The organism is Thermocatellispora tengchongensis, assembly GCF_014202315.1.
Lineage (GTDB): Bacteria > Actinomycetota > Actinomycetes > Streptosporangiales > Streptosporangiaceae > Thermocatellispora > Thermocatellispora tengchongensis.
In genome coordinates, this window is the sequence record NZ_JACHGN010000019.1 from 61,566 (window position 1) to 87,441 (window position 25,876).

Sequence of the window (25,876 nt, forward strand, 5' to 3'; positions counted from 1 at the left end):
GATCGGGCGGCGTGGGTCACAGCGGCCACCCGAACGCCCAGGAGAGTCCCACGGCGAAGATCGCCATACCAAAGAAGGCGGCGCTGCACCCGGCCGCGGTCACGCCGTCGACGCGTCGACCGGCGATCCAGAAGCGTCGGCCGAGCGATGCGAACGTGACGGCGAGGCCCAGGAGCAGCGCCACTACGAAGACGAGGCTCATTCGGTGTCGCCGCTGTCGTGCATGGTGTCCGCCATGAGCGCTTCGTACATGCCGCGCAGGTGCTCCAGACCGCCATCGCTCAGCGCGATGGCCACCGCGGCGGCGTATCCGGCGTAGTGCGGGCCGGCGAGGTAGGCGCGCTGGGTGTCGGTGGCGATCACCAGCAGATCGATCAGGGCCGCGTGGAAGGCGTCGGGCTTGGTGCCGGTGGCGTGGTCGTAGTACCACAGGACCTCGGCCAGGATGCGCGGGGTGATGTCCTCGCGGGTCGGGGGCGCGTACTGCAGGCGTGCGGCCAGCTCGCGCGCCTCGCGGGCGGGCATGGCCAGCACCCCGCGCAGCGCCTCGCCGCTGCGGATCTGGACCAGTTCGTCGGTGCTGTCTTTCCGGCCGGGCAGGCGGACCACGTGCAGGCCAGGGTGGCCGGCGGGCGCGGGGACCGGGACAGCGTGAGGTGTCAGGATCATCATCGTTTCCGGGTCAGTGCGGGTAGGGGGGCGCGCGGCGTAGGAGGGAGCACCGCGCACCGAGGTAGGGCAGGTGACAGGCCCGGGCCGCCCCCGAGGCAGGGCCCGGGCCGGCCACCGTCAGATCCAGGCGTCCGGCCGCCAGACGGGCTCACCGGCGCGGCGCCAGTACCGCGTCACCGTGAGGCGGGCCCGCGCGTACAGCACGCGGATGCGGCGGCGGCGCAGAGCGGGCGGGATGGCGTGGCGGCCGCGCCGGCCCGGCCGGGTCACAGGCGAGCCGCCAGGGTAGGGTCCGGCCCCGCCTCCCCGGCCTCAGCGTGGGAGCCGGGCGGGGTGTGGGGGGTGAACGGCGCGCGCACCGCCGCGACGGGCGACTCGGCGACGTACGGCCGGCCCAGCTCGGGCTCGGTCGGCGCGGGCTCGGCCGAGCGCGGGGCCGGGAGCGGCCCGAGGGAGGTCACCTCTCGCGCCTCCTGCTCCAGCTCCTGGGCACGCTTGCGGTGGGCGCGCTCGGCCTCCCGCAGCAGCTCCATCCGCTCCAGGTGGTCAGCGAAGATCGCCTGAAGCTCTCGGATCTCCTGCTCGGACACCACCAACTGCCGGTTCGGCCCGAACAGGACCACCCCCGCGTACACGCCGGGTTCGGTCTCCTGGACACCACCGTTGGCCGGTGGCTGCAGACGCGAGTGTGCGGTCTCGGAAAGCAGACTCATGATCTGGCCTTTCGCATCGGGATCGTGACCACGGTCACGTGACAGCCGCTGATCAGGCCACTGGACGTCAAGCGGCCAGGGCGGTTGTCCTCGTGGGCCACCAGGCCCAGGGCCTCGACCCACTTCTCGTAGATCGGGATGGGGTTACGGTCGACGGCGTGGCCGGGGAAGATCTCGGCGCGCAGGGCGGAGCCACGGCGGGCGATCTGCCAGGTCAGCGTGGGCAGGTCGCGGTGGCGGGAGAGGATCTCGCCGAGCACCCGGTGAGCGCTGCGCTGCAGGGCGGTGTTGTCGATCCCCCGGGCGGGGCGCCGGGATGCAGCAGACGGGGCGGTGGTCATGACGTTCCTTCCTCGGCTGCAGCCAGCGCCGCGTCGACTTCGGCGGTCGCGGCCTTGATCCGGGGCTTGTGGTACAGCTCGGCCGTGCGGCCGGTGCTGGTCACACAGGGGCGGCCGGGCTGTGCCGAGCAGGTCGTGCAGGTCTCCTGCAGGGCCTGCTCCTGGATGGCGGCCTGCCGGGCGGCCTCGCGGCGGCGCGCGGCCCGGGGCGACTCCCACTCCTCCAGGTCGGGCAGGCCCTCGATCCCGGCCAGGTACGGGATACCGGGCTCCTCATCCCGCCAGGGCAGGTCATCGGCGGCCAGGTAGATGATCTGCCGCATGGACAGCACGGTGGACAGCCGCTTGCCCCACTGCTCCCGGTCGCTGCCGTGCGCGCGGGTGCCCCACGGCTCGCGCTGGTGCAGGTACGGGCGCAGCGGCTGCAGCTCGGTGATGATCGTGTCGATGCGCGCCACGTCGCGGGCGAGCGTGGCGAGCTCCTTGCTCATGTGCTCCAGCCGGTCGCACACGTTCTCGCCGAGTTCGACCGGAACGGCGGGCCGCTCGGCTGCGATCGACAGATCGCGCAGCCACACCGCCGCGCCGTCCAGGTCGACGGCGAGCTGATCGAGGGTGATTCGCCTGGACTGGCTCATGATCCTCCGTTCGCCGGCTCGGCCGCGTGCTGTACGACCCAGGTCGCGGCGGCAGTGCGAGAGGTCAGGGCATCGTGGGTGTGCCTCGGGTGGGCCCCGTACCGACTGGGCGTGAAGTGGGCGCCCGCGGACCAGCGGGACTTGACCTGGCGCCCCCGCCTTCGCGCGGGTGCGATGACGCCGAGCACGTCGGCCCAGGTAGCGGGCGGGGTCTTGCTCCGGGTGACGGCGAAGTAGTCCGGGCGCGACTCCGGCCAGCCGAGCAGCGCGGGGCCCGGGTGCAGCCACACGCCCAGTCCAGGCACCGGGACCGGGCGGACACCGTAACCGATGCCCTCGACCGGCCCCCCGCTCGTCGTCACCTTGGACCGGGGGTCTCCGTGCTCGTCGCGGTCTGCGGCGATGGTGATCTTCCACTCGTGGTACGTACCGCACCCGCCGTCCTGCGGGCACACGGCCTGCACGGTGGTCACCTCGCCGCCACGCGGGCGGTCGACGGTGTGCACGCGCAGGTCCCAGCCACGTCGGCGGCATCCCTCGCGATGGGGGATAGCACGCCAGTCCAGGAGGTCCTGCTGCAGGCTCATCGGTCCCACCTCGGGCAGGTGCAGCGCCGGGCCGGGGCGCAGATGGAGGGGGTCGTGCAGTACTGGAACTCGTTGGGCTGGGCGGGGGCGAGATGCGCCCCGGCGGTCTGCGCGTAGGTCAGGGGGATGGTCTCCATGCGCTGGGCCAGGAGTCGGGCGCCGGGCCCGATGTGCCACGGCACCGGATCGTCCAGCGCCCAGCGCAGGATCTCGACCACGTGGTGCACGCGCCGGGTGATGACCTGGCCCCGCGCTGCCTCCCCGGCCGGGGAGGCGTGCGGGATGTCCAGCGCCTGCCGGATCGCCTGCAGCAGCGCGAGCTGGTCGCTCGCGCGTCTCGTCGCTGCGGCGGCGCGCTCGCGCTCCTTCTCATAGGAGGCGATCAGCGACAGCACCTCCGCCGGGGCCATGAATACCGGATCGGAGACCCCTGCCTCGTGCTCGTAGAGATCGCGTATGGCCGCGATCTCCTGCTCGGTGAACGCGCGCCGGGTGCTCATCGTGGTCATCAGCCCCGCCGGGTACGCCGGGCGCGCAGCTCGGCCGCGCGGGCACGCAACTCCTTGGCGGCGCTGGTCGCCTCGATGGCGAGCTGCTCCATGGCCTCGGCCTCGGCCTCGACCTCCTCCGGCTTCAGGCTGAAGCCGAGCTCGTAGAACACCGTCACGCGCGACGTGGGCTCGTTCTCGGTCAGCCCGAGGTACAGGCTGCCGGGCATCTCGGCCGACCTGAGCTCGATCCGGCCGGCCCGGGGCGCCAGCAGCGCGACCTCCACCGGCCCCTCGAAGTCGCCCGGCCGCACCGGGCGGAGCATCGCCGGCGGCATCTCGGCAGCGCGCGGGCTGTCCGCGGTCTGGGGGGTGTCACTACGATCAGTGATCGTCATCTGTTGTGTCCTCATCAGGTGGTTGGGGTCCCTCGGCGGTGGCTCGCCGAGGGACCCGGCTTGTCGGGGGTGGGGTGTAGGGTCCGCCGCTTGCGCCCGGCCATCAGTCGTTACGCCCGTAGCGGCTACCCCGGCGGATCTCGAAGGGGGCGATGTTCCCGGCCCGCGATGCGTCGGGCGTCTCCTGCTTTCGCTTGGCGCTGTCGGGCTTCTTCGCGCGCTTCCCGGCGCCCTGGCTGAGGTGCTGCACCACGGCGGCGAGGTGCTCGTCCGTCCACCCGACCTTCCGCCCGTTGCGCACGTGGGGGACAGCGCCGGTGCGTGCTAGCCGGGCCAGGGTGGAGGGCCGGATCACCTTGAGGTCGTTGCTGATCCGCTGCGCGCCCTCGGTGTTGTCGTAGATGTGTGGAACGCTCATTCTGCGAGCAGGCCCTCGATGTCGCACTCGAGCGCTGTGGCGATCCGGTGCAGCATCTCCACCGACGCAGACCTGTGCCCCCTCTCGATGTTGCACATGTGGTTGGCGCTGACGCCGGCCTTCTCCGCCAACGCCTTCTGGCTGAGGCCGGCGATCAATCGCTGACGGCGGACTGCCTTCGGGTTCTGGTTGAGGCGTCCCGGGGCAACAACCTGTCGTGTCGTCATGCGGTGGGACACTACTGAAGAGTTCTGGTGAATTCAAGAGAAGTCTAGAGAATTCGCCAGAACTCACCGAACTGAAGTTGCACTCCCCTGTTGCGCTGCGGGATCCTGCCGGAAGTTCTCCGAAATTCTCTACAGTTCTCCGAGGTTGGTGATCATGGACCAGGTGGAGCCAACCCCTGAGGGTGCTCTGATCAGGCGGATCAGACTGAGTCGCCGTATCACACAGGAGGTGGCAGCCCGGAAGGCCGACATCACTGCCGAGATGTGGGGGCATGTAGAGCGAGGCCATCGCTCTGCTGGTCGCGGCCAGGGCCGAGTCAAGGTCACGGCCTCGGAGGCGACGTTGGCGCGGATGGCGCATGCCATTGGACTGCAGCCGGCAGACCTTGTTGCGGTCGGGCGCTCAGACGCTGCGGAGATACTCGCTGAGATGCTTGAAGTGGAGCCTGACCGCCCAATCCTTGAGGTTCGGGAGCGGGAGCCTGAGGTGATGGAGGTTCCGGTCAGTGCGGGAATCATGCTGGTGGCCGTGGATCCTCGGCTGCCGGAGAGTGCGCGCGAATTGGTTCGTCGGCAGGCTGAGCAACTCGCTCAATCGCTCATCGAGGAGGGTCTCGTCAAGATCGACGATGAGCAGTCGTAGTACCTGCAAGGCCATAAATTACTTACCTGGCTTCCGGTAAGTCCCTTTTGTTACCTATTTGCTCAAACGTAACTATGCCTTCGTGGTGCACCGTAGTGCTACGAAACGCGTCCTTTATCCCATAAAAGGACATCTGTCACATGCACCACCCGAAAGGCATCCTGCAACATGCACTATGTGAACCACGTGCACCACATTGTTCGATTCGGCACATTCTGTTCCCGCGAGCTCCCCTTCCTCGGCCCCGCTGTACTACTCGCGGCACGGCAGTTAACGTACGTCCTGGTCGACGGGGGCCAGATCGACCCCCGCGCGCTCTGGCTTCTGAGCGACATCGGAACAAGGCTCGCGAGCGAGATTCACCTACGGTCGGCGTGCCTTCCGCCGTGGCAGCGCCGTATTCGCCTCCTGCTGGAGGAGGTCAGCGCCGAGGCAATAGCACCTCGCTGGACGTCTCGCGGCGTCGATATCCCGTTCCCTCACCACCTCACGACCGAGGCGGTGGCCCGGTCTTTAAGCTCCCACGGCACGGCCCGTTGGAACGAGGGCGACTTTATGTCGGCCCCAGGCATCCCCTGAGGAGGAGGAATGGCGTACGCAGAAAGGCGCGGCGACAAGATCCGCGTCCGCTGGAAGCAGGCCAACGGCAAGTACAACGGCGGTGTCACCTACAACGAGGAGACCGGCGAGGACTTCACGACTCTGGAGGAGGCGAAGGCATACGGCGAGCTGCAGGAGAAGCGCATCCAGCTCGGCCTACGGCGAGACCGGGAGCGCATCAAGTTCGGCGAGTGGGCGTGGACGTGGTACACGGGCCTGGAATTGGAGCCGTCGACCATGGCCACCTACCGCAGCATGCTCCAGGGGCACCTGCTCCCGGAGTGGGCGGACACCTGGCTGGACGACATGAAAGACACCGACTTCGACCCGTGGGAGCGCGGCATCGTCCGGGCAGGATATGCGCCGCGCACCGCACAGGACGCACGTCGCCTGATGGGCAACATTCTCGGTGACGCGATCCCACGCTACCTGGATCGCAACCCGGCCGCCCGCAAGCGTGGCAAGGGCAAGAAGGGGATTCGGCGGATCCAGGCCTACCAGCGGGCGACGAAGGTATGGCCCAGCCCCGGCGAGGTCCTGGTGATCGCCGAGCGGGCGGCGCTGCTCGCCGGGGACCCAGATCTGCTCCTGGCGGCGATCACAAAGGCCTGGACTGGCCTGCGCTGGAGTGAGCTCATGGCGTTGTCGCCGGACCAGGTCCTCGCGGATGACGCGCTGCTGGACATCAACCGGAAGCTCTACGAACTGCGCGGGTTCTACATCGGATGGCCCAAGGACGGCAGCGTGCGCCAGATCGATCTGCCCGCGTTCCTGGTGCCGCTGCTGAAGGAGCTGGCCGGCCGCGCGCGCAAGTGCACGTGCCGGGGCCGCGATGAGGACCTGCCGCCCGTCGACGGCGGCGAGGAGGTCACGTGGTGCCCGGGGGCCCGGTACCTGTTCCTCACCCCGGAGCGGACCCACTACGGCCGCGGCGAGGCCTCGGCCATCATGCGCCCGGCCGCGGACGGGGTCTATCCGGAGCGCAAGGACAAGCGGTGGCCACGACCGGCTCGGCCGGTGCTGGCCGACGTCGCAGTGTACGGGCCGCGCCCGGCGCGCGGCCGGCCTGAGGTAGTGGCGGCGAACGCATGGCCGGGCGTGCCGGTGCATGTGCCCTGGCCGTACGCCGTCGCCGATGAGCCCTTCGTCCCGCCCCGCGGCCGCGGCCGCCCTGACTACGCCGCCTGGCCGGATCGTGAGCAGCCGCACCTGGTGACGTGGTTGCCCATACGGCCGGGCCTGACCTGGCACGGCCTGCGCCATGGCCATCAGACCTGGATGGACGACGCCGGGTTGCGCAAGGCGTTCAAGACGCACCGGATGGGCCACGAGGACAGCACCATGTCCGGCCGGTACGGGCACATCACCGCGGGCATGCAGCGGGCGTTTCAGGAGGCGTCAGAGACCTGGTGGGAGAGCGCGATCGCCGAGCGGTTCCAGCTCTGGCCGACCTCGCAGATCCCGATCCTGGACGCCGAGCTCGCGCGGTGGCGGGACGGTACGGCAAGCCAGGTGGTTACGGCGATCGGGCCGCGGAACCGTGCGAGGTCGCGGTCTGCCTAGCCTGCCCATAAGACCTTCGTGATCGTGATCGCCTCGGCCTCATCGTCCACGACGAAGTGAACCACCCCGTAGCCGCCGAACGTTGTCTGCCTCAGGTCTCGCCGGTCTGGGCGGATGAGCTCGGCGTCCCAGGGTTCTTCGGTCAGGTCGGCGACGCGGGCGGCCAGGGCAGAAAGGGCGTCCCCGGGCAGGCCCTGCATACCGGCCAGAGCGGACAGGGCCAGGGTGAACTTGTAGCTCACCGCTCGCGCCGCGCACGGGCTTGCGTGACCAGTTGGTCGAAGCCGGGGACGGCCTGCTCGATGGGGATCGTGGCGGCGGTACCGTCCAGTACCTCTTGAAGGGCGCCCTCGTAGCCGGGGTCAGACAGGGCCAGGGAGGTCAGCGACCACATGTGCAGCACGTCGTGCACGCGGTGGTAGTTGTCGGGTGTGCGGGCGTCCTCCAGGGCCTGCCAGTACTGGGTGAGGAACTCCTGGCGGTACGGCTCCGGCAGAGATTCCAAGATCGCCTTGGGGTTATGGGACGCCTCGTGGACGGGCTGGGCGCTCATGGCGCGATCCTAGGCGCGTGGCCGGGCCGATTGTCCAGGATGACCGTCATGAGCGTCTCCCGTCATCTCCCAGATTTCTCCCACCGAAAGCGTCAGGGCCTTGCCCGCCTTAGCAGGCAAGGCCCTGACCTTGCACTTTCGGGTCGGGGTGGCGGGATTTGAACCCACGGCCTCTTCGTCCCGAACGAAGCGCGCTGCCAAGCTGCGCTACACCCCGGTGCGCGGGCTTCTTGCGTGCCCGTGCTTGGGAAAGTCTAGCGGACTTCCGCGGTGCTTGCGTCACGCCGCGGTCAGCGGTGGGGGACGAGGGTGAGGAGGGTGGCCTCGGGGTAGCAGGCGAAGCGGGCGGGGGCGTACGGGTTGGTGCCCAGGCCGGCGGAGACGTGGAGCCAGGCGGTGTCGTGGCGGTGCAGGCCCTTGGCGCGGGCGCGGTCGATGCCGCAGTTGGTGACCAGGGCGCCGTAGAAGGGGACGCAGATCTGGCCGCCGTGGGTGTGGCCGGCCAGGAGGAGCTGGTAGCCGTCGGCGGCGAAGCGGGTGAGGTTTCTGGGCTCGGGGGAGTGCATGACGCCGAGGCGGAGGTCGGCGTCGGCGGGGGCGGGGCCCGCGATCAGGTCGTAGCGGTCGCGGTCGATGTGGGAGTCGTGGATGCCGCCCACGGCCACGTCGAGGTCGCCGACCTTCATGCGGGCGGTGGTGTTGTTCAGGTCGAGCCAGCCCTCGGCCGCCATGCCCGCGCCCAGCTCGTCCCACGGAAGGTCGGGGACGGTACGGCGGTTGCGGTCGCCCTTGGAGGTGCGCCACAGGTAGCGGGCCGGGTTGCGCGGGGCGGGGGAGTAGAGGTCGTTGGAGCCGTAGACGAAGATGCCGGGGCGGGCGAGCAGGGGCTCCAGGGCGTGCAGGAGCGACGGCACGGCGTCGGGGTGGGCGATCGAGTCGCCGGTGTTGACCACGAGGTCGGGGCGGAGGTCGCCGAGCGAGCGCACCCAGTCGATCAGCCGGCGGCGGCGCGGGGTGAGGTGGAGGTCGGACAGGTGCAGCACGCGCACCGGGCGCCGGCCCCGGGGCAGGACCGGGACGTCGAAGCGGCGAAGCCGGAACGCGTTGCGCTCGATGACGGTCGCGTAGCCGAGGCCGGCCGCGCCAAGGCCGAGCAGGGACAGGGGTATCGCTGCTGCTTTCCGCACTTTCCCATCATGCCCGACTCCCCGTCGCTCGTACGCCGCGGCGCTCGGGAAGCGGCAAGATGGTGCGCATGAGCGCTTTGAAGGACAAGCTGAAGGCCGACCTGTCGGCCTCGATGAAGAGCCGGGACGAAGTGCGTACCCGGACCATTCGCATGGCTCTCGCCGCGATCAGCACCGAGGAGGTCTCCGGCAAGGCGGCCAGGGAGCTGTCGGACGACGAGGTGATCAAGGTCCTGACCAAGGAGGCCAAGAAGCGGCGCGAGGCCGCCGAGGCGTTCGCCGGCGCCGGGCGGGCCGAGCAGGCCCAGGCCGAGCTGGACGAGCAGGCGGTGCTGGAGGAGTACCTCCCGGCGCAGCTCTCCGACGAGGAGCTGGCCGCGCTGGTGGACGAGGCCATCGCCGAGAGCGGCGCCGAGGGGCCGCGGGCGATGGGCCAGGTCATGAAGGTGCTGAACCCGAAGGTGGCCGGGCGCGCGGAGGGCGGCCGGGTGGCCCAGGCCGTACGGGCGCGGCTGGGCGCCTGAAGCCCGGGGCGGCGGGCCGTCAGGGCGGTCTGGGGTAGCGGGCGGGCCGTCAGGGCGCCCGGGGGGAGTGGGCGGGCCGCGATGGTGGTCTGGGGTAGCGGGCCTCGTCATGGGCCCGCGTCATCGTCCCGCGCACGGGCGGGCCCGGCCTGGGCGGTGGTCGCGGGGGGCCGCCCAGGTTTCCGGGTCACTGGCCGGGGGTGATGGGCACGTTGCCGGGGCCGTCGTCGTCGCCCCACCAGCCGCCGCGGCCGTCGTCGTCGCCGCCGTCGTCACCGCCGCCGTCGCCCCGGTCGTCGTCGCCTCTGTCGTCGCCGCCCCGGTCGTCGCCCTTCTTCTTCTTGGGCGGCTTGGGGGCGCAGGCGGTGCTGCAGCCGCCGAAGCGCTCCATGTTCATGGGGTGGAAGCTGGTCGGCTCGGTGCCCTTCAGGGCGTCGATCATGGAGTACTTCCAGATCGGGCCGGCGATCGAGGCGCCGTACACGTAGCCGTAGGAGCGTCCGCCGATGGTGACGCCGATCAGGTCGTTGCCGAACGCGCCGCGCGGGTCGCCGATGCTGACCGCGGAGGCGAGGTCGGGGGTGTAGCCGGCGAACCAGGCGGCGGTGTAGTTGTCGGTGGTGCCGGTCTTGCCGGCGGCGTCGCGGCCGATGCCGCCCACCCCGCTCATCGTGCCCTTGGTGAACACCCCGGACAGGATGTGGCTGGCGGCGTCGGCGACCTCCTCGTCCAGCACCTGCTTGCACTTGGGCTCGTACTCGGTGGCCTTGCCGTAGCGGTCGGTCACCTGGGTGATGGCGATCGGGCGGCAGTAGGTGCCGCGGGCGCCGAGCGTGGCGTAGGCGGCCGAGACGGTGATCGGGTCCATCTCGTTGATGCCGAGCGTGAAGGTCTCGAACTCCTTCAGCTTGCGGCCGTCGGCGCGCTTGATGCCGAGCTTCTTGGCCATGGTCACGGTGTCGCAGAGGCCGACCTTCTGCTCCAGGGCCATGAAGAAGGTGTTGACCGAGCCCCAGGTGCCGGTCTTGAGGCTCTTGAAGCCGCCGCCGCCCTCGCTGGAGTTGTGCACGGTGTGGGAGGGCTCGCCCACCCGGTCGCCGTCGCAGTTGCGGAAGGAGCTGGGCGCGGGGGCGCTGTACGCGTCGGGCGCGACGATGCCGTCGTCGACCTTCATGCCCTCGTCGAGCGCGGCGACCAGGGTGAAGACCTTGAACGTCGAGCCGGCCTGGAAGCCCGCGCCGCCGCCGTGCTGCGCGTCGGCGGGCAGGTTGTAGCTGATCTCGTTCTTCTTCTTGTCGCCGCCGAACTTGCGGCTGGCCGCCAGCGCCCTGATCTCGCCGGTGCCGGGCACCACCATGGCCTGCGACGCCACCGGCTTGTCGGTGGTGTGGACGTAGCGCTTGATGGCCTTCTCGGACGCCTTCTGCATGTCGGTGTCGAGGGTGGTCTTGATGGTCAGGCCGCCCTCCTGGAGCAGCTTGAGCCGGTCCTTGGCGGTCTTGCCGAACGCGCTGTTGGTCAGGATCTCGTTCTGCACGTACAGGCAGAAGTAGGGGTACTTGCTCTCCTCGCAGCCGCCGGGGACCTCGATGTCCTTCCAGCCGAGCTTGGCGGCCTTGGCCTCGTCGAGCTGCTGCTTGGTGATCTTGCCGATCTCGAACATCCGGTCCAGCACGACGTTGCGCCGGTCGAGCAGGAGCTCGCGGCTCTCCTTGCTCACGTTGGGGTCGGTACGCGAGGGGTTCTGCACCGCCCCGGCCAGGGTGGCGGCCTCGGGCAGGGTGAGCTTGCTGGCGGGCTTGTCGAAGAACCGCTTGGCGGCGGTCTGGATGCCGTGGGCCCCGGCGCCGAAGTAGGAGATGTTGAGGTAGCGCTCCAGGATCTCGTCCTTGGAGTACTTCTTCTCGATCGCCATCGCGTAGCGCAGCTCGGTGAGCTTGCGCGAGAGCGTGGTCGCGGTGGCGGCGAGGCGCTCCTCCTCGGTCTCGGCCTTGTTGATCAGGACCTGCTTGACGTACTGCTGGGTGATGGAGGACCCGCCCTGGGTCACGCCGCCGGTGGTGAGGTTCTTGGCCAGGGCGCGGATGGTGCCCTCGATGTCGAGCGGGCCGTGCTCGTAGAAGCGGAAGTCCTCGATGGCGACGATGGCGTCGCGCATGACCGGGGCGACGTCCTCCAGCTTCACCGACTCGCGGTTTTCGAAGTAGAACTTCGCGAACTGCTTGCCGCTGGAGTCGAGCAGCTTGGTCACCTCGGGCAGCGGCGGCTCGTCGAGCTCCTCGGGGGTCAGCTCCAGTGCCTCGGTCGCCGACTTCACCCCCATGCCCGCGCCGCCGACCGCGGGCAGCGCGACCGCGGCGATGAGCACACCGGCGACTCCGCCGGCCGCGATGAGTCGCAGGACGTTCCCGATCACCGACCCACGATCTTTGCCCTGAGCTTGCACAACATCAAGAGTACGACGGACTGATGACCTAATCGGCGTGGTAAGTCGGATTTGCCGTGAACGTGATGTGGTAACCCAAGGGAAGTGTGTCCCTTCCGATGGGGTGACTAGTCATTCCCGGCCACGTGGCCCTAGATGACCATGCGGGAAATTGGTCCAGCCGGGGACTGTCGGCCCGAACGCATGGTTGCGTACGTTCTCCTCTGCGGCAACTGAATAAGGAGGCTCGACGCCCGCGCCCGTCGGCCGACAAGACGACTGACCACCTAAGGGGAGTGGGGTCGAAATGTGGATCACGGATTGGACCTCCCGAGCCGCCTGTCGTGGTGCGGATCCTGACGCGCTTTTCGTGCAGGGTGCCGCCCAGAACAGGGCGAAGCTGATCTGTCGAGGATGCCCGGTCCGGACCGAATGTCTGGCGGATGCGCTGGACAATCGCATCGAGTTCGGTGTCTGGGGCGGCATGACCGAGCGGGAGCGCCGCGCGCTGTTGCGCAGGCGTCCCGAGGTCACGTCCTGGCGCGAGCTCCTGGAGTCGGCCAAGGAACAGTACGAGCGGACGAACGAGTTGATCGCAGGCTGAGCATGGCGACCGGCCGCCCGCCCCACACCCCGGGGCGGCGGCCGGTCGATGCATGACCGCCCGCGAGCCCCCGATCAGGCGCCGGAAGGCGCCAGGGGGGTGGCCAGCAGGTCGGCTATCCGGCGCAGGCCGTCGAGGTCGTGTACGTCGTCGGGCATGGCCGGCACCTGGGCCAGTGGCACGGTCGGGTGAGCGGAGACGAAGTGGTCCTGCTCCCTGTGCTCGCGGGCCGCGAGCTGCATCCGCCCCGTGTGAAGCCGCAGCACGGCGGCGGTCAGCAGATGCTCGCCCCGGGATTCCAGGTCCTCGGCCGCCGCGGCGCTGCGCGCGGCCGAGAGCCCCCCGGCGGGCGAGACGTGCACCCGGTTCACCACGATGCCCGCCAGTGGCATGCGGTCCTCGGCGAGCCGCTCCACGAAGTACGACGCCTCGCGCATCGCGTCGCGCTCGGGCGCGGCGACCACCAGGAACGCGGTGCCGGGGGCCTGGAGCAGCCGGTAGGTCTGCTCGGCGCGCTGCCGGAACCCGCCGAAGACCGCGTCGAGCGCCGAGACGAACATCTGGATGTCGGTGATCACCTGGGCGCCCAGCACCTTGGTCATCATCCCGGCGACCAGCCCGAAACCCGCGTTCAGCAGCTTGAACGCGTTGCGCCCGCCCGCCTTGGCCGGGGCCATCAGCAGCCGGATCAGCCGCCCGTCCAGGAAGCGGCCCAGGCGCTCGGGCGCGTCGAGGAAGTCGAGCGCCGAGCGCGAGGGCGGGGTGTCCACCACGATCAGGTCCCACTTGCCCGAGCGGCGCAACTGGCCCAGCTTCTCCATCGCCATGTACTCCTGCGTGCCGGAGAAGCTGGAGGACAGCGACTGGTAGAACGGGTTGGTCAGGATCTGCCGGGCGCGGTCGGGATCGGCGTGCGCCTCGATGATCTCATCGAAGGTGCGCTTCATGTCGAGCATCATGGCGTGCAGCGCGCCGCCCGCCTCGGTGGTGGTCACCAGCCGGGGCGTGTTGTCCAGCTCGGTCAGCCCCATCGACTGGGCCAGCCGCCGGGCCGGATCGACGGTCAGCACCACGACCGTACGCCCGCGCTCCGCCGCCCGCAGCCCGAGCGCCGCCGCCGTCGTCGTCTTGCCCACGCCGCCGGAGCCGCAGCAGACCACGATCCGGGTGTCGCGGTCGTCCAGGATCGCGTCCATGTGCAGTGTGGGCGCGGTGCGCGCCATCATGCGGCCCCCTGTGAGGTGATCTGCTCGGCCAGCTCGTACAGGCCGGCCAGGTCGACGCCGTCGGCGAGCAGCGGCAGCTCGTAGCGGGGCATCTCGGCCTCGGCCAGCGCCTCGCGCTCGCGGTGTTCCAGTGCGGCGCGCTTGGCGTGCTCGACGACCTCGGCGGCCAGCGCCTCGCCGATCGCCGAGGCGTCGGCGGGGCCGTCGGCCAGGCCCGCGGCCTTGAGCCCGAGGGCCAGCTCGCCGACGTCGAACCGGCCGGCCAGGGCGGCCTCCAGCGACTCCGGGGGCAGCACGGCCGGGCGCACCATGTTGATGAAGATCCCGCCGGCCGGCAGGCCCGCCTCGCGCAGCTCGGCGACGCCGTCCAGGGTCTCCTGGACCGGCATCTCCTCAAGCAGGGTCACGAAGTGGACCGCGGTCTCGGGCGAGGCGACGACGCCGCGCACCAGGTCGGCGTGGTTCTTGATCGGGCCGACCCGGGCCAGCCCGGCGACCTCCTGGGTGACGTTCAGGAACCGGACGATCCGGCCGGTCGGGGGCGCGTCGAGCACCACGGCGTCGTACACGCGGCGGCCGTTCTTGCCCCGGCGGCGCACGGCCTCGGTGGTCTTGCCGGTCACCAGCACGTCGCGCAGGCCCGGGGCGATGGTGGTGGCGAAGTCGACGACGCCCATCTTGGTCAGCGCCCGGCCGGCCCTGCGGATGCCGTAGAACATCTCCAGGTACTCCAGCATGGCGTCTTCGGGATCGACGGCCAGCGCGTAGACGTCGCCGCCGCCCGGAGCGACGGCGATCTTGCGCTCCTCGTACGGCAGCGGCGGTATGTCGAAGACCTGGGCGATGCCCTGCCGGCCCTCCACCTCGACCAGGAGCACCTTCTTGCCCCCGGACGCCAGGGCGAGGGCGAGCGAGGCGGCGACCGTGGTCTTGCCGGTCCCGCCCTTGCCGGTGATGACGTGCAGCCGCACGCCGTCCCAGTCCGAGTCCCGAGCGCTCACGTTTTGAAGGCTACCGAACGGTCAATTGAGGAGCGGGACCGGATGCGAGTGAAATGGTTCACGCACCCCGGCCTCGCTAATGTGACCCCCATGAAGAAATGGGAGTACGTAACGGTGCCGCTGCTCACGCACGCGACCAAGCAGATTCTCGACAACTGGGGCGAGGAGGGCTACGAGCTGGTTCAGGTCGTGCCGGGGCCGAACCCGGAGCAGCTCGTGGCCTACATGAAGCGGGAGAAGGCGTGAGCGCGGGCCCGACGCCCGAGGAGCGGCTGGCGGAGCTGGGGCTGACGCTGCCCGAGGTGGTGCCGCCGGTGGCGGCGTACGTGCCGGCCCTGCGCACCGGCGACCTCGTCTACACCTCGGGCCAGATCCCGGTCGCCGAGGGCAAGGTGCTGGCGACCGGCAAGGTCGGCGCCGAGGTCGATCCGGAGCGGGCCAAGGAGCTGGCCCGGGTCTGCGCGCTCAACGCGCTCGCCGCGGTGAAGGCGCAGGTGGGCGAGCTGTCGAATGTGGCGAGGATCGTGAAGGTCGTCGGGTTCGTCGCGAGCGCGCCCGACTTCACGGGGCAGCCACAGGTCGTCAACGGCGCCAGCGAGCTGCTCGGCGAGGTCTTCGGCGAGGCGGGCAAGCACGCGCGCAGCGCCGTGGGGGTGGCGGTGCTGCCCCTCGACGTGCCGGTGGAGGTGGAACTGATCGCCGAGGTCCGCTGAGGACCCCGCCACTTGTGCGTCCAGAATGACGTTCTAGGCTTGCGTGGCGAGAGCAGGCGCGCCGACCCGAGCCCGCCTGCGGGCGGAGGCAGCATGAACGGCATCCCCCTCCCAGGGGCGATCGGCGAGCACGCGCGCGACATCCTGGCCGGGCGGGTCAGTCCCGTCGCGGCCAGGGACGCGGCCACGGTGGTGATCCTCAGGGACGGACCACCGGGGCTCGAGGTGTACATGATCCGGCGTAAGGCGAGCATGGCGTTCGCGGCGGGCGCGTACGTCTTCCCGGGCGGGGCGGTCGATCCGCGCGACGCCGACCACGCCGTGGCCTGGGCCGGGCCCCCGGCCGCGGAGTGGGGCGCGACCTTCGGCGCCGACGAGAGCACGGCCCGCGCGCTGGTGTGCGCCGCCGTGCGCGAGACGTTCGAGGAGTCGGGCGTGCTGCTGGCCGGCCCCGACGCCGGCTCGGTGGTCGCCGACACCACCGGCCCCGGCTGGGAGGACGACCGGCTGGCCCTGATCGCCAAGAGCCTGTCGTTCGCGGAGTTCCTGAACCGGCGCGGGCTGGTGCTCCGCGCCGACCTGCTGCGGCCGTGGGCGCACTGGATCACGCCGGAGATCGAGTCGCGCCGCTTCGACACCCGGTTCTTCCTGGCGGCGCTGCCGCCGGGGCAGCGTACGCGCGACGTGGGCGGCGAGGCGGACGAGGTCGCCTGGGTACGCCCGGCCGAGGCGGTCGAGCGGGCCCACGAGGGCGAGATCTTCCTGATGCCGCCCACCTTCCACACCCTGGGCGAGCTGGCGGAGTACGGGAGCGTGGCCGAGGCCCTGGCGACCGGGCGGACGATCGAGGCGATCATGCCCGCGGCCGTCGAGGTGGACGGCGAGCTGCGCCTGCTGGTCCCCGACATGGACTACCGGATGCCCGGAGGACGCCCGTGAGCGGTCTGGTCATCCCGATCGAGGGGCCCGACGGCGCACGCACCCCGCGCGCCACGAACCTGCTCGCGCCCAACCCCTCACCGATGACGCTCGACGGCACCAACACCTGGGTGCTGGCCGAGCCCGGCGCCGAGGCCGTGATCGTGGTGGACCCCGGCCCGCAGGACGAGGGTCACCTGCGCCGCGTCGCCGGGCACGTGGGGGAGCGCAGGGTGGCCGTGATCCTGCTCACGCACGGCCACGGCGACCACAGCGACGGCGCCAAGCGGTTCGCCGAGATGACCGGCGCCCCCGTACGCGCCCTCGACCCGCGCCACCGCCTGGGCGGCGAGGGCCTGGCGGACGGCGACGTGGTGACGGCGGACGGCCTGGAGGTGCGCGTCATCGGCACGCCCGGCCACTCCTTCGACTCGCTGTGCTTCTGGCTGCCGCAGGACCGGGCGATGCTGACCGGCGACACCGTGCTCGGCCGGGGCACGACCGTGATCGCCCCCGACGGCGGCCTGACCGACTACCTGCACAGCCTGGACCGCCTGCGCACGATGGCCGAGGAGGCCGGCGCCGAGGCGCTGCTGCCCGGCCACGGGCAGGTGCTGCCCGACCCCACCGGCGCGCTGGACGGCTACATCGCGCACCGGCGCCAGAGGCTGGACCAGATCAGGGCCGCCCGCGCGGCCGGGGCCCGTACGCCGGCCGAGATCGTCGAGATCGTGTACGCCGACGTGGACCGCTCGCTGTGGCCCGCGGCCGAGATGTCGGTACGGGCGCAGCTCGCGTACCTGGACGGGAGCGGCTAGATCACCGGGAGCGGTTGTACAGGCGCTCCATGTCCATGATCACCACGGCCTTGGCCTCGATGCGCAGCCAGCCGCGCTGGGCGAAGTCGGCCAGGGCCTTGTTCACCGTCTCGCGGGAGGCGCCGACGAGCTGGGCCAGCTCCTCCTGGGTGAGGTCGTGGTGCACGCGCATGCCGTCGTCGGTGCGCTGGCCGAACTTCTCCGCCAGGTCGAGCAGCGCCTTGGCCACGCGGCCGGGCACGTCGGTGAAGACCAGGTCGGCGAGGACGTCGTTGGTGCGGCGCAGCCGCTGGGCCAGCGCGCGGAGCAGGTGCAGCGCGACCTCGGGCCGCCCGGTGAGCCAGGGACGCAGGTCGTCGTGGCCGAGGGCGGCCAGGCGCACCTCGGTGAGCCCGCTGGCGCTCGCCGTGCGCGGGCGCGGGTCGAACAGGGACAGCTCGCCGAACATCTCCCCGGGCCCGAGCACGCTGAGCAGGTTCTCGCGGCCGTCCGGGGCGGTGCGGGACAGCTTGATCTTTCCTTCGAGTACGACGTAGAGCCGATCACCGGTCTCGCCCTCGTTGAAGAGCGTCTGGCCCTTCGACAGCTTGACCTCGTGAACGCTCGTGCGCAGCGCAGCGGCCCCCTCGCGATCGAGCGCGGCGAACAGGGGGGCCTTGGCCAGCACGTCGTCGGTGTTCACAGTGCCTCCATGAGTCAGCTCGCTGTCGCGCGGTCCCCCTCGGGCCGGCTCGGCGATCCACACCCAAACATTGTGACGTACCCCACGCGGCGGGTCGTGCGGGGCTACCCGCGTAGGCTGTTGCAGGTGCCCCACGATGCAGAAACCCCTACCGGGGAGACCCGTCTCGCACTTGTGCGGCGTGCCAGGCGGATGAACCGGATTCTGGCGGAGACCTACCCCGACGCCCACTGTGAGCTCGACTTCACCAACCCGCTTGAGCTGCTGGTCGCCACGATTCTCTCTGCCCAGTGTACGGACAAACGGGTGAATATCGTCACACCCGTAGTTTTCGCGAAATACCGGACAGCGGAGGAGTACGCGGCGGCCGACCGCGGCGAGCTGGAGGAGATGATCCGCTCCACCGGCTTCTTCCGCGCCAAGGCCAACAGCATCATCGGCATGGCCCAGGCGATCTGCGAGCGCTACGGCGGCGAGGTGCCGAACAAGCTCAAGGACCTCGTCACCCTCCCCGGCGTGGGCCGCAAGACCGCCAACGTCGTGCTCGGCAACGCCTTCGGCGTGCCGGGGATCACCGTGGACACCCACTTCGGCCGGCTCGCGCGCCGGTTCGGCTGGACGGGCGAGACCGATCCGGTCAAGGTCGAGCACGAGGTCGGCGCGCTGATCCCCAAGCGCGAGTGGACCATCCTGTCGCACCGCATGATCTGGCACGGCCGCCGCATCTGCCACTCCCGCACGCCCGCCTGCGGCGTCTGCCCGCTGGCCGCGCTGTGCCCGTCGTACGGCACCGGCCCCACCGACGAGGCCCGCGCCGCCAAGCTCGTGCGTCCGGGGCCGTTCTCATGACCCACCCCGGCACCACCCCGCCCCCGCCCCCCGACTGGCTGTACGACCTCGCCCGGCGCGCCGCCGAGCGTCCGGTGCCGCCCGTGATGCGCCCGCCCGACGGCCGGGGCCGCAGGGCCGCCGTGCTGCTGCTGTTCGGCGAGGGCCCCTTCGGCCCCGACATCCTGCTCATCCAGCGCAGCGCGCGCGGGCGCAGGCACGCCGGCCAGCCCGCCTTCCCCGGCGGCGGCGTCGATCCCGGCGACGACGGGCCGATCGGCGCGGCGCTGCGCGAGGCCGAGGAGGAGACCGGGCTCGACCCCGCGGGCGTACAGGTGGTCGGCACCATGCCCGAGCTGTACATCTGGCGCAGCGACAACCGGGTGACCCCGGTGCTCGGCTGGTGGCACACCCCCGGCACCGTCCACGCCGCCTCGCCCGACGAGGTGGACGCGGTGGAGCGGGTGCCGATCGCCGAACTGACCGACCCCGCCAACCGGCTGCGCCTGCGCCACCCCAGCGGCCACTCCGGCCCGGCCTTCCGGGGCAGGGGCCTGCTGGTGTGGGGCTTCACCGCGGGCGTGCTGGACGACGTGCTGGCCATCTCCGGCTTCGAGCGGCCCTGGGACCGCGACCGGGTGGAGGACCTGCCCCCGGACGTCCTCGACCTGGCCGCCCGCGGCTGAGCCGCCAGGCAGCCACCCGGCAGTCACCAGGGAGCGCTCGCCACCGGCCGGGGTCGCTTACCGGCCGGGGTCGCTTACCGGCCGGAATCGTCTACCGGTCGGAATCGTCCAGGTCGCCCGTGACGAGCGCCATCCCCAGCCGGGCCCAGTCGGCGACGTCCTCGTCGGGGTCGTCGGCCAGCTTGCGCAGCGTGGCCAGCCCTTCCTCGTCCGGCGGGTCGCCGAGCACGTTCGGCAGCGCGTACGCCGCGCCGTAGCGCACCCTGGAGTCGGGATGCGCGGCCAGGTCGATCACCGACGGCAGGGCCTTGGGGTCCTTGAGGTGCCCGAAGGCGATCAGCACGGAGTACAGCACCATCACGTCGTGCTCGCTGGCCGCGATGTAGCGCAGGACCGGCATGCTGCGGTGCGCGAACGGCAGCCCGGGACGGCCGAGCTGACCGAGGATGTCGACGCCGAGGATCCGCTCGTGGCTGGTCGCGCCCGCGCACAGCCGCCTCGCCTCGGTGAAGGTCTCATGGTCGGCGCGCTTCTGCAGCAGGGTGATCGCCTGCCACCGGGCCGCGCCGTCGGGATCCGGGTCCGTCAGCGCGGCAGTGACGAGATCCCGCACCGTTCCCCCGATCGATGCCATGGGGCAACGATAGCCACGGGTAGGCGTCCGTGTGGCTCAGGTTACCGGTGTGTCAGAAGACGTGCCGCACTTTCCCGTGTGCGGCAAGACGTGCACGCCGGGCCCCGCCGCTGGCTACCGTTGAGGGGTGCGCGGCGATCTCCTCGACCTCATCCTGATCGGGCTCGCGATTGCCTTCGGCATCTCGGGCTACCGGCAGGGCTTCATCATCGGCGCGCTCAGCTTCGTCGGGTTCGTCGGGGGCGCCTTCCTGGGAGTCGCCATCGCACCGCCGATCGCCAAGGCGGTCGTCGACGGCGAGACGGAGCGGGCGCTGCTCGCCATCGTGATCGTGTTCCTGGCCGCCACCATCGGCCAGTTCGCGGCGTCCACGCTCGGCGCCGTGGTCAGAAGCCATGTGACCTGGGAGCCCGCCAAGGTCGCCGACGCCGTCGGCGGCACCTTCGCCAGCGCCCTGTCCGTGCTCGTGGTGGTCTGGCTGATCGGCGGCCTGCTCGCGCACGGCCCGTTCCCGCCGCTCAGCCAGCAGGTCAACAACTCGCTGCTGCTCGCCACCGTCGACCAGACCCTGCCCGAGGCCGCCAAGGACTGGCGGCGCAAGTTCAAGGAGTTCGTCGACACCTCCGAGTTCCCGCAGGTGTTCGAGGCCATCGGCGGCGGCCAGTTCGTCGATGTGCCGCCGCCCGACGCCGGCGTGCTCAAGGGCCAGCGGCTCGCGCGGGCCCGCAACGGCATCGTCAAGGTGCAGGGCACCGCGCCGAGCTGCCGCAAGCGCATCGAGGGCACCGGCTTCGTCTACGCCAACGACCGGGTCATGACCAACGCCCACGTCGTGGCCGGGGTCACCCAGGAGCTGCGCGTCACCGACTTCGAGGGCACCTCCCACGCGGCCAGGGTGGTGCTGTACAACCCCGACCGCGACATCGCGGTGCTCTACGTCCCCGGGCTCGACCTGCCCGTGCTGCGCTTCGACGGCACCGCCGAGAAGGGCGAGGACGCCATCATCGCCGGCTACCCGCGGGGCAAGGGCTTCACCCCGCTGCCCGCCCGTATCCGGATCAAGCAGGACGCCGAGGGCTACGAGATCTACAACCGCAAGAAGGTCGTGCGCGAGGTCTACGCGATCCGCGGGCTGGTCCAGCCGGGCAACTCGGGTGGCCCGCTGCTCACCACCGAGGGCCGCGTCTTCGGCGTGATCTTCGCCGCCGCCACCGACCAGGCCGAGACCGGCTACGTGCTGACCGCCAAGGAGGTCACCCCCGACGCCGAGGCCGGCGCCACCGCCACCGAGCGGGTGGACACCCAAGACTGCGACTGAGCCCCGGCCCAGGGCCCGGGTCGGGGCCCCGGACAGGGCCCGGCCAGGGCCCGCGTCAAAGCCCGGGGCGGGCCTTAGGACGGGGACAGGACCGGGCCTCAGAGCCGGATCGGGACAGGGCCGGGCTGGATACGGGACAGGGCTGGATACGGGACAGGGCCGGATCAGGGCGCCAGCGTCGCCCTGATCCGTGCGATGGCCGCGTGCGGCGCCACCTCGTCGGCCTCGGCCGCCAGGTCGTGCGCCTGCCGCACCGTGCGCGGGAGGTCCATCCCGTACGGCGTGCGGGGCTCGCCGCCCCGCCCCTCCCAGGCCTCGCCCCCGGTCTGGTCCCCGGGCTGGTCCCCGGTCCGGTCCCCGGCGAAGGGGCCCGGCCGCCGGGCCGGCCCGCCGTACGGCGTGATCCTGGCGGCGCCGCGCGTCAGCAGCACGGCCGCACCGCGCCGGTTGTCGCGCTGGAGGTGGGTGAGCCCGACGCAGATCTGCGCGAGCCCCTGCCACAGCTCCCGCTCCTCCTCCGGGCCGTGCTTCCAGCGCGCCTCAAGCACCTCGTGGGCGTGGAACGGCCGGTCCTCGGCCAGCATCCGCACGGCCTCGGCCACCGCCTCGTCGCCGCTCGGAGCGTAGTCGTCGGGCACCCGCGGCACGCCTTCGGCGTCGCGGGGCAGCGGGCGGCCGAAGGCGTCGCGCGGGCGCGCGTTCCGCGGCCTGCCCTGGGGGTCCCTGTCGCGCATGGTCATGGTCACGTGGTCACTGGTTCTCGGTCATCGGTCGGGCTCGGGGTCGGCGAGCCAGGCGAGCAGCTCGGCGTCGAAACGCTCGGGCTGCTCCTCGTGCGGGAAGTGGCCGACGCCCTCCAGCAGGCGCCAGCGGTAGGGGGCGGCGACGTACCGGCTGGAGCCCTGGGCGGTGCGCGGCAGCACGCACGAGTCGAGCGCGCCGTGCAGTTGCAGGGTCGGGGCCTCGATCTCGGCGCGCATGCCCCGCGCGTACCGCGCGCCGTCGGGGCGGAGCTGGGAGCGGGCGAACCACCGGTAGTACTCAAGCGCGCAGTGGGCCACGCCCGGGATGCGGAACACGTCGCGGTAGGTGCGCGCGACGGACTCGTCGGGCCAGCCGGGGCCGGACCACGCCTTGAGCAGGTGGCCGACCTTGGCGGCCCCGCGCCTGGTCAACTGGATCTCCGGCAGGAAGGGGAGCTGGAAGCCCAGGGTGTACCGCGAGGCGCGCAACTGGCCGCGCAGGTCGGTGAACATCGCCGCGCGCAGCCGCAGCGGGTGGGCCGCCGAGACCGGCACCAGCCGGTGCACGACCTTGGGGTCGCGGGCCGCCATGGTCCAGGCGAGCAGGCCGCCCCAGTCGTGGCCCACCACGATCGCGCCGCTCTCGCCCAGGGCCCGGATCAGGCCCGCGGCGTCCTGCGCCAGGGTCGGCAGGTCGTAGCCGCGCGGCGGCTTGTCGCTGGCGCCGTAGCCGCGCAGATCCACCGCCACCGCGCGGTAGCCCGCCTCGGCCAGCGAGACGAGCTGGTGCCGCCAGGTCCACCAGAACTGCGGGAAGCCGTGCAGCAGCAGCACCAGCGGCCCCTGGCCGGCCTCCACGACGTGGAAGCGGGTGCCGCCCGCGTGCACGCCCCGGTGGGTCCAGGGGCCGTCGAGGGTGGTCAGCGACTCGTCAGGGCGCATGGGACACCGACTCGCGGTGAGCGCCGATCTCGCCGGCCCTCGGTCCCGTCGTGATCTCGGCCTTCTCGTCGGCCGGCAGCTCCGGCCCGCTCTTGAGGTTCTTCAGGCTGCGGGTCGTGCGCTTCATACCGGACAGGCCCTTGAGCCTGCGTACGCCGATGAAGCCGAGCAGGGCGGCCGTCAGCAGGTAGAAGACGGTCACGATGGTGAAGGCCAGCCACTGCCACACGCCGAGCCCCACCAGGGCGTACGCGATGGCGAAGGAGGCCAGGATGAGGCACAGGTGCAGGATGAACGCCGCCGCCGCGAACAGCCCGGCGGCCGTGCCGACCCGCTTGGCGTCGAACCTGAGCTCGGCCTTGGCCAGCTCGATCTCCGAGCGGATCAGCGTGGAGATGTGGTCGCTCGCCTGGGCGACGAGCTCTCCGAGGCTCTCTTGCTGCGGATCCACGGCCGGGTTGTTCGGCATGGACGATCTCCTATCGCTACCCGAGGACGATGTCAATCATCCTGTCCACTCACGCGCCCGAGCGCGCAACCGGCCCCTCCGCACGGTCGATCCGCCCCGGCTCCGGCCGTACGCATCCCATGCCCCGGCAGGGGCGCCCCCATACACCGGCTCCCGCCCCGGACAGCCGGAGGGCCGGCGACCCCGCAGGTCACCGGCCCTCGCGCGCGATGATCCGTCAGTCCTCGGGCTTGGCCGTGGGCAGCTTCTCCGAGATCAGCTTCATCACGGAGCTGTCGGTCAGCGTGGTCACGTCGCCGAGGGAGCGGTTCTCGGCCACGTCGCGCAGCAGGCGACGCATGATCTTGCCGGAGCGGGTCTTGGGCAGCTCGGGCACCACCAGGATCTGGCGCGGCTTGGCGATGGGGCCGAGCGTCTTGGCCACGTGGTTGCGCAGCTCGGCGGCGATGTCGTCGCTCTCCTCCGCGCTGCCGCGCAGGATCGTGAACGCCACGATGGCCTGGCCGGTCACCGGGTCGGTCGCGCCCACCACGGCCGCCTCGGCGACCTTCGGGTGCGAGACGAGCGCCGACTCCACCTCGGTGGTGGAGATGTTGTGGCCGGAGACGAGCATCACGTCGTCCACGCGGCCGAGCAGCCACAGGTCGCCGTCCTCGTCGCGCTTGGCGCCGTCGCCGGGGAAGTACATCCCCTCGAACCGCGACCAGTACGTGTCGATGTAGCGCTGGTCATCGCCCCAGATCGTGCGCAGCATCGACGGCCACGGCTCGCGTACGACGAGGAAGCCGCCCCCGCCGTTCGGCACGCTCGCGCCGGTGTCGTCCACGACGTCGGCCACGATGCCGGGCAGCGGGCGCATGGCGGCGCCCGGCTTGGTCGCGGTCACGCCCGGCAGCGGGCTGATCATGATCGCGCCGGTCTCGGTCTGCCACCAGGTGTCCACGACCGGGCAGCGGTTGCCGCCGATGTGCTCGCGGTACCAGACGTACGCCTCGGGGTTGATCGGCTCGCCCACGGAGCCCAGCACCCGCAGGCTGGACATGTCGTACTTCGCGGGGATGTCATCGCCCCACTTCATGAAGGTACGGATCGCGGTGGGCGCGGTGTAGCAGATCGTGACCTTGTACTTCTGCACGATCTCCCAGAACCGGCCGCGGTGCGGGGTGTCGGGCGTGCCCTCGTAGATGACGCTGGTCGCGCCGTTGGCCAGGGGGCCGTACACGATGTAGGAGTGGCCGGTCACCCAGCCGATGTCGGCCGTGCACCAGTAGATGTCGGTCTCGGGCTTGAGGTCGAACACCGCGTGGTGGGTCCAGGCGACCTGGGTCAGGTAGCCGCCGGTCGTGTGCAGGATGCCCTTGGGCTTACCGGTGGTGCCGCTGGTGTAGAGGATGTACAGCGGGTCCTCGGCGTCGTGCGGCACCGCGGCGTGCACGTCGGACTGCTTGTCCACCAGGTCGTGCCACCAGATGTCCTTGGGCGTGACCGCCACGTCCTGGCCGGTGCGCCGCACCACCAGCACGTGCTCCACCCCGGGACACTCGGCCACGGCCTCGTCCACGGTCGGCTTGAGCGCGCTCGGCGCCCCCCGCCGGAACCCGCCGTCGGCCGTGATGACCAGCTTGGCGTCGGCGTCGTCGATGCGGCTCTTGAGCGCGGTCGCGGAGAACCCGCCGAAGACCACCGAGTGGATTGCCCCGATGCGCGCGCAGGCCAGCATCGCGATCGGCAGCTCCGGGATCATCGGCATGTAGATCGCCACCCGGTCGCCCTTGCCGACGCCCAGCTCCTGCAGCGCGTTCGCGGCCTTGTTCACCTCCCGCTGGAGGTCGGCGTACGTCAGCGTCCGCGTGTCGCCCTCGGGCTCGCCCTCCCAGTAGTAGGCGACCTTGTCGCCGCGCCCCGCCTCGACGTGCCGGTCGACGCAGTTGTACGCGACGTTGAGCTGCCCGCCGAGGAACCATTTGGCGAACGGCGGGTTCCACTCCAGCGTGGTGTCCCACCTCTTCGCCCAGGTCAGCCTCTCGGCGGCACGCTCCCAGAAGGCTAGGCGATCCTCGGCCGCCTCGTCGTAGGCCGCGGCGGTCACGTTGGCCGACGCCGCCAGCTCCTCCGGAGGTGCGAACCGCCTGGTCTCCTGCAGCAGATTGGACAGCGTCTCCTGGGACTGGTTGGCTCCGCTAGGGCCTTGACCAGGGGTTTCCGGGGCCACAATGCACTCCTTCAGGCCTGTTTCGTGTCTACGGGGTCCACTTCACCAGTCGCCGGGCGCGGAGGACAAGAGATCCGGCCAGGTCAACACCGAACGGCGCACACC

General features: G+C 71.2%; 34 protein-coding genes and 1 tRNA gene. 11 read left to right on the forward strand and 24 right to left on the reverse strand.

Annotation, left to right across the window (positions count from 1 at the left end):
• Positions 1-16: 16 nt before the first annotated feature.
• The 11 genes from HNP84_RS36070 to HNP84_RS36120 form a co-directional block, all read right to left on the reverse strand.
• Positions 17-202, reverse strand: a complete 186-nt coding sequence (locus HNP84_RS36070) for a hypothetical protein (protein WP_185054502.1) — start codon at positions 200-202, stop codon at positions 17-19.
• Positions 199-609, reverse strand: a complete 411-nt coding sequence (locus HNP84_RS36075; RefSeq protein WP_185054503.1) for a hypothetical protein — start codon at positions 607-609, stop codon at positions 199-201. Before HNP84_RS36075 ends, HNP84_RS36070 begins: the two co-directional genes overlap by 4 nt.
• Positions 610-789: 180 nt before the next feature.
• The gene (locus HNP84_RS36080) at positions 790-942 is read right to left on the reverse strand and encodes a hypothetical protein (RefSeq protein WP_185054504.1); all 153 of its coding nucleotides are present in this window, start codon (positions 940-942) and stop codon (positions 790-792) included.
• The gene (locus HNP84_RS36085; RefSeq protein WP_185054505.1) at positions 939-1,385 is read right to left on the reverse strand and encodes a hypothetical protein; all 447 of its coding nucleotides are present in this window, start codon (positions 1,383-1,385) and stop codon (positions 939-941) included. The genes HNP84_RS36080 and HNP84_RS36085 overlap by 4 nt, the downstream gene beginning before the upstream one ends.
• Complete coding sequence (locus HNP84_RS36090) at positions 1,382-1,726, reverse strand: hypothetical protein (RefSeq protein WP_185054506.1); 345 nt, start codon at positions 1,724-1,726, stop codon at positions 1,382-1,384. Before HNP84_RS36090 ends, HNP84_RS36085 begins: the two co-directional genes overlap by 4 nt.
• Positions 1,723-2,364 carry a zinc finger domain-containing protein gene (locus HNP84_RS36095; RefSeq protein ID WP_185054507.1) on the reverse strand — a complete coding sequence of 214 codons (642 nt, stop codon included), beginning with the start codon at positions 2,362-2,364 and terminating at the stop codon, positions 1,723-1,725. The genes HNP84_RS36090 and HNP84_RS36095 overlap by 4 nt, the downstream gene beginning before the upstream one ends.
• Positions 2,361-2,951: a hypothetical protein gene (locus HNP84_RS36100; protein WP_185054508.1), complete on the reverse strand. Its 591-nt coding sequence runs from the start codon at positions 2,949-2,951 to the stop codon at positions 2,361-2,363. The genes HNP84_RS36095 and HNP84_RS36100 overlap by 4 nt, the downstream gene beginning before the upstream one ends.
• The gene (locus HNP84_RS36105) at positions 2,948-3,451 is read right to left on the reverse strand and encodes a hypothetical protein (RefSeq protein WP_185054509.1); all 504 of its coding nucleotides are present in this window, start codon (positions 3,449-3,451) and stop codon (positions 2,948-2,950) included. Before HNP84_RS36105 ends, HNP84_RS36100 begins: the two co-directional genes overlap by 4 nt.
• 8 nt (positions 3,452-3,459) lie before the next feature.
• Complete coding sequence (locus tag HNP84_RS36110) at positions 3,460-3,837, reverse strand: hypothetical protein (RefSeq protein ID WP_185054510.1); 378 nt, start codon at positions 3,835-3,837, stop codon at positions 3,460-3,462.
• 103 nt (positions 3,838-3,940) lie between these two features.
• On the reverse strand, positions 3,941-4,255 hold the full coding sequence (locus tag HNP84_RS36115; protein ID WP_185054511.1) for a hypothetical protein: 315 nt from the start codon (positions 4,253-4,255) through the stop codon (positions 3,941-3,943).
• Complete coding sequence (locus HNP84_RS36120) at positions 4,252-4,482, reverse strand: helix-turn-helix domain-containing protein (RefSeq protein ID WP_185054512.1); 231 nt, start codon at positions 4,480-4,482, stop codon at positions 4,252-4,254. Before HNP84_RS36120 ends, HNP84_RS36115 begins: the two co-directional genes overlap by 4 nt.
• 430 nt (positions 4,483-4,912) lie before the next feature.
• Here HNP84_RS36120 and HNP84_RS36125 point away from each other — a divergent pair, with 430 nt between their 5' ends.
• Together HNP84_RS36125 and HNP84_RS36130 are read left to right on the forward strand one after the other, a co-directional pair.
• Positions 4,913-5,125: a hypothetical protein gene (locus HNP84_RS36125; protein WP_185054513.1), complete on the forward strand. Its 213-nt coding sequence runs from the start codon at positions 4,913-4,915 to the stop codon at positions 5,123-5,125.
• A 588-nt stretch (positions 5,126-5,713) separates the two neighbouring features.
• Entirely contained in the window at positions 5,714-7,288 is a 1,575-nt protein-coding gene (locus HNP84_RS36130; RefSeq protein ID WP_185054514.1) for a hypothetical protein, read from the forward strand.
• Here the strand turns inward: HNP84_RS36130 and HNP84_RS36135 are convergent.
• The 4 genes from HNP84_RS36135 to HNP84_RS36150 form a co-directional block, all read right to left on the reverse strand.
• The gene (locus tag HNP84_RS36135) at positions 7,285-7,530 is read right to left on the reverse strand and encodes a hypothetical protein (protein WP_185054515.1); all 246 of its coding nucleotides are present in this window, start codon (positions 7,528-7,530) and stop codon (positions 7,285-7,287) included. The two genes, HNP84_RS36130 and HNP84_RS36135, sit on opposite strands and share 4 nt — an antisense overlap.
• Positions 7,527-7,841 carry a DUF6247 family protein gene (locus tag HNP84_RS36140; protein WP_185054516.1) on the reverse strand — a complete coding sequence of 105 codons (315 nt, stop codon included), beginning with the start codon at positions 7,839-7,841 and terminating at the stop codon, positions 7,527-7,529. Before HNP84_RS36140 ends, HNP84_RS36135 begins: the two co-directional genes overlap by 4 nt.
• 143 nt (positions 7,842-7,984) lie before the next feature.
• A tRNA-Pro gene (locus HNP84_RS36145) sits at positions 7,985-8,058 on the reverse strand.
• 73 nt (positions 8,059-8,131) lie between these two features.
• Positions 8,132-9,028, reverse strand: coding sequence for a metallophosphoesterase (locus HNP84_RS36150; RefSeq protein WP_185054517.1), 897 nt, complete (start codon positions 9,026-9,028; stop codon positions 8,132-8,134).
• A 68-nt stretch (positions 9,029-9,096) separates the two neighbouring features.
• Between HNP84_RS36150 and HNP84_RS36155 the strand changes: the two genes are divergently transcribed.
• Complete coding sequence (locus tag HNP84_RS36155; RefSeq protein WP_185054518.1) at positions 9,097-9,552, forward strand: GatB/YqeY domain-containing protein; 456 nt, start codon at positions 9,097-9,099, stop codon at positions 9,550-9,552.
• 187 nt (positions 9,553-9,739) lie between these two features.
• Here the strand turns inward: HNP84_RS36155 and HNP84_RS36160 are convergent, their stop codons facing one another.
• Positions 9,740-11,968, reverse strand: coding sequence for a transglycosylase domain-containing protein (locus tag HNP84_RS36160; RefSeq protein ID WP_312926525.1), 2,229 nt, complete (start codon positions 11,966-11,968; stop codon positions 9,740-9,742).
• Between the two features lie 316 nt (positions 11,969-12,284).
• On the opposite strand from HNP84_RS36160, the gene HNP84_RS36165 reads away from it, so the two are divergent.
• Entirely contained in the window at positions 12,285-12,581 is a 297-nt protein-coding gene (locus HNP84_RS36165) for a WhiB family transcriptional regulator (protein ID WP_185054520.1), read from the forward strand.
• Between the two features lie 74 nt (positions 12,582-12,655).
• On the opposite strand, the gene bagB is transcribed toward HNP84_RS36165, so the two are convergent.
• Together bagB and bagA are read right to left on the reverse strand one after the other, a co-directional pair.
• Positions 12,656-13,804 (reverse strand): ATPase BagB, encoded by a 1,149-nt coding sequence (gene bagB, locus HNP84_RS36170; protein WP_221337212.1) that lies wholly within the window; start codon positions 13,802-13,804, stop codon positions 12,656-12,658.
• Positions 13,804-14,808 (reverse strand): ATPase BagA, encoded by a 1,005-nt coding sequence (bagA, locus tag HNP84_RS36175; protein ID WP_185054522.1) that lies wholly within the window; start codon positions 14,806-14,808, stop codon positions 13,804-13,806. Before bagA ends, bagB begins: the two co-directional genes overlap by 1 nt.
• Before the next feature lie 90 nt (positions 14,809-14,898).
• On the opposite strand from bagA, the gene sp36 reads away from it, so the two are divergent.
• The 4 genes from sp36 to HNP84_RS36190 all read left to right on the forward strand — a co-directional run bounded on the left by sp36 (position 14,899) and on the right by HNP84_RS36190 (position 17,257).
• Positions 14,899-15,054 carry a Sp36 family protein gene (sp36, locus tag HNP84_RS52085; RefSeq protein ID WP_221337198.1) on the forward strand — a complete coding sequence of 52 codons (156 nt, stop codon included), beginning with the start codon at positions 14,899-14,901 and terminating at the stop codon, positions 15,052-15,054.
• Positions 15,051-15,521, forward strand: coding sequence for a RidA family protein (locus tag HNP84_RS36180; RefSeq protein WP_312926527.1), 471 nt, complete (start codon positions 15,051-15,053; stop codon positions 15,519-15,521). The genes sp36 and HNP84_RS36180 overlap by 4 nt, the downstream gene beginning before the upstream one ends.
• A gap of 93 nt (positions 15,522-15,614) precedes the next feature.
• A complete protein-coding gene (locus HNP84_RS36185; protein ID WP_185054524.1) occupies positions 15,615-16,460 on the forward strand; it encodes an NUDIX hydrolase in 846 nt (281 codons plus the stop codon).
• Positions 16,457-17,257, forward strand: a complete 801-nt coding sequence (locus HNP84_RS36190; RefSeq protein ID WP_185054525.1) for an MBL fold metallo-hydrolase — start codon at positions 16,457-16,459, stop codon at positions 17,255-17,257. The genes HNP84_RS36185 and HNP84_RS36190 overlap by 4 nt, the downstream gene beginning before the upstream one ends.
• 1 nt (position 17,258) lies before the next feature.
• Here HNP84_RS36190 and HNP84_RS36195 read toward each other — a convergent pair whose 3' ends face one another.
• Positions 17,259-17,939, reverse strand: a complete 681-nt coding sequence (locus tag HNP84_RS36195; protein WP_185054526.1) for a Crp/Fnr family transcriptional regulator — start codon at positions 17,937-17,939, stop codon at positions 17,259-17,261.
• Positions 17,940-18,065: 126 nt separating this feature from the next.
• Between HNP84_RS36195 and nth the strand changes: the two genes are divergently transcribed.
• Together nth and HNP84_RS36205 are read left to right on the forward strand one after the other, a co-directional pair.
• Positions 18,066-18,788 carry an endonuclease III gene (gene nth, locus HNP84_RS36200; RefSeq protein ID WP_312926530.1) on the forward strand — a complete coding sequence of 241 codons (723 nt, stop codon included), beginning with the start codon at positions 18,066-18,068 and terminating at the stop codon, positions 18,786-18,788.
• Positions 18,785-19,453, forward strand: coding sequence for an NUDIX hydrolase (locus HNP84_RS36205; protein WP_185054528.1), 669 nt, complete (start codon positions 18,785-18,787; stop codon positions 19,451-19,453). The genes nth and HNP84_RS36205 overlap by 4 nt, the downstream gene beginning before the upstream one ends.
• A 91-nt stretch (positions 19,454-19,544) precedes the next feature.
• On the opposite strand, the gene HNP84_RS36210 is transcribed toward HNP84_RS36205, so the two are convergent.
• A complete protein-coding gene (locus HNP84_RS36210) occupies positions 19,545-20,087 on the reverse strand; it encodes a HEAT repeat domain-containing protein (RefSeq protein ID WP_185054529.1) in 543 nt (180 codons plus the stop codon).
• Between the two features lie 127 nt (positions 20,088-20,214).
• Here HNP84_RS36210 and HNP84_RS36215 point away from each other — a divergent pair, with 127 nt between their 5' ends.
• On the forward strand, positions 20,215-21,405 hold the full coding sequence (locus HNP84_RS36215; RefSeq protein WP_185054530.1) for a MarP family serine protease: 1,191 nt from the start codon (positions 20,215-20,217) through the stop codon (positions 21,403-21,405).
• A 164-nt stretch (positions 21,406-21,569) separates the two neighbouring features.
• On the opposite strand, the gene HNP84_RS36220 is transcribed toward HNP84_RS36215, so the two are convergent.
• From HNP84_RS36220 to acs, 4 genes are all read right to left on the reverse strand, one after another.
• Positions 21,570-22,145, reverse strand: a complete 576-nt coding sequence (locus tag HNP84_RS36220) for a DUF309 domain-containing protein (RefSeq protein ID WP_185054531.1) — start codon at positions 22,143-22,145, stop codon at positions 21,570-21,572.
• Between the two features lie 24 nt (positions 22,146-22,169).
• Positions 22,170-23,090 carry an alpha/beta fold hydrolase gene (locus tag HNP84_RS36225; protein WP_185054532.1) on the reverse strand — a complete coding sequence of 307 codons (921 nt, stop codon included), beginning with the start codon at positions 23,088-23,090 and terminating at the stop codon, positions 22,170-22,172.
• The gene (locus HNP84_RS36230) at positions 23,080-23,559 is read right to left on the reverse strand and encodes a phage holin family protein (protein ID WP_185054533.1); all 480 of its coding nucleotides are present in this window, start codon (positions 23,557-23,559) and stop codon (positions 23,080-23,082) included. Before HNP84_RS36230 ends, HNP84_RS36225 begins: the two co-directional genes overlap by 11 nt.
• Positions 23,560-23,776: 217 nt before the next feature.
• Positions 23,777-25,771, reverse strand: a complete 1,995-nt coding sequence (gene acs / locus HNP84_RS36235) for an acetate--CoA ligase (RefSeq protein WP_185054534.1) — start codon at positions 25,769-25,771, stop codon at positions 23,777-23,779.
• Positions 25,772-25,876: the final 105 nt, after the last annotated feature.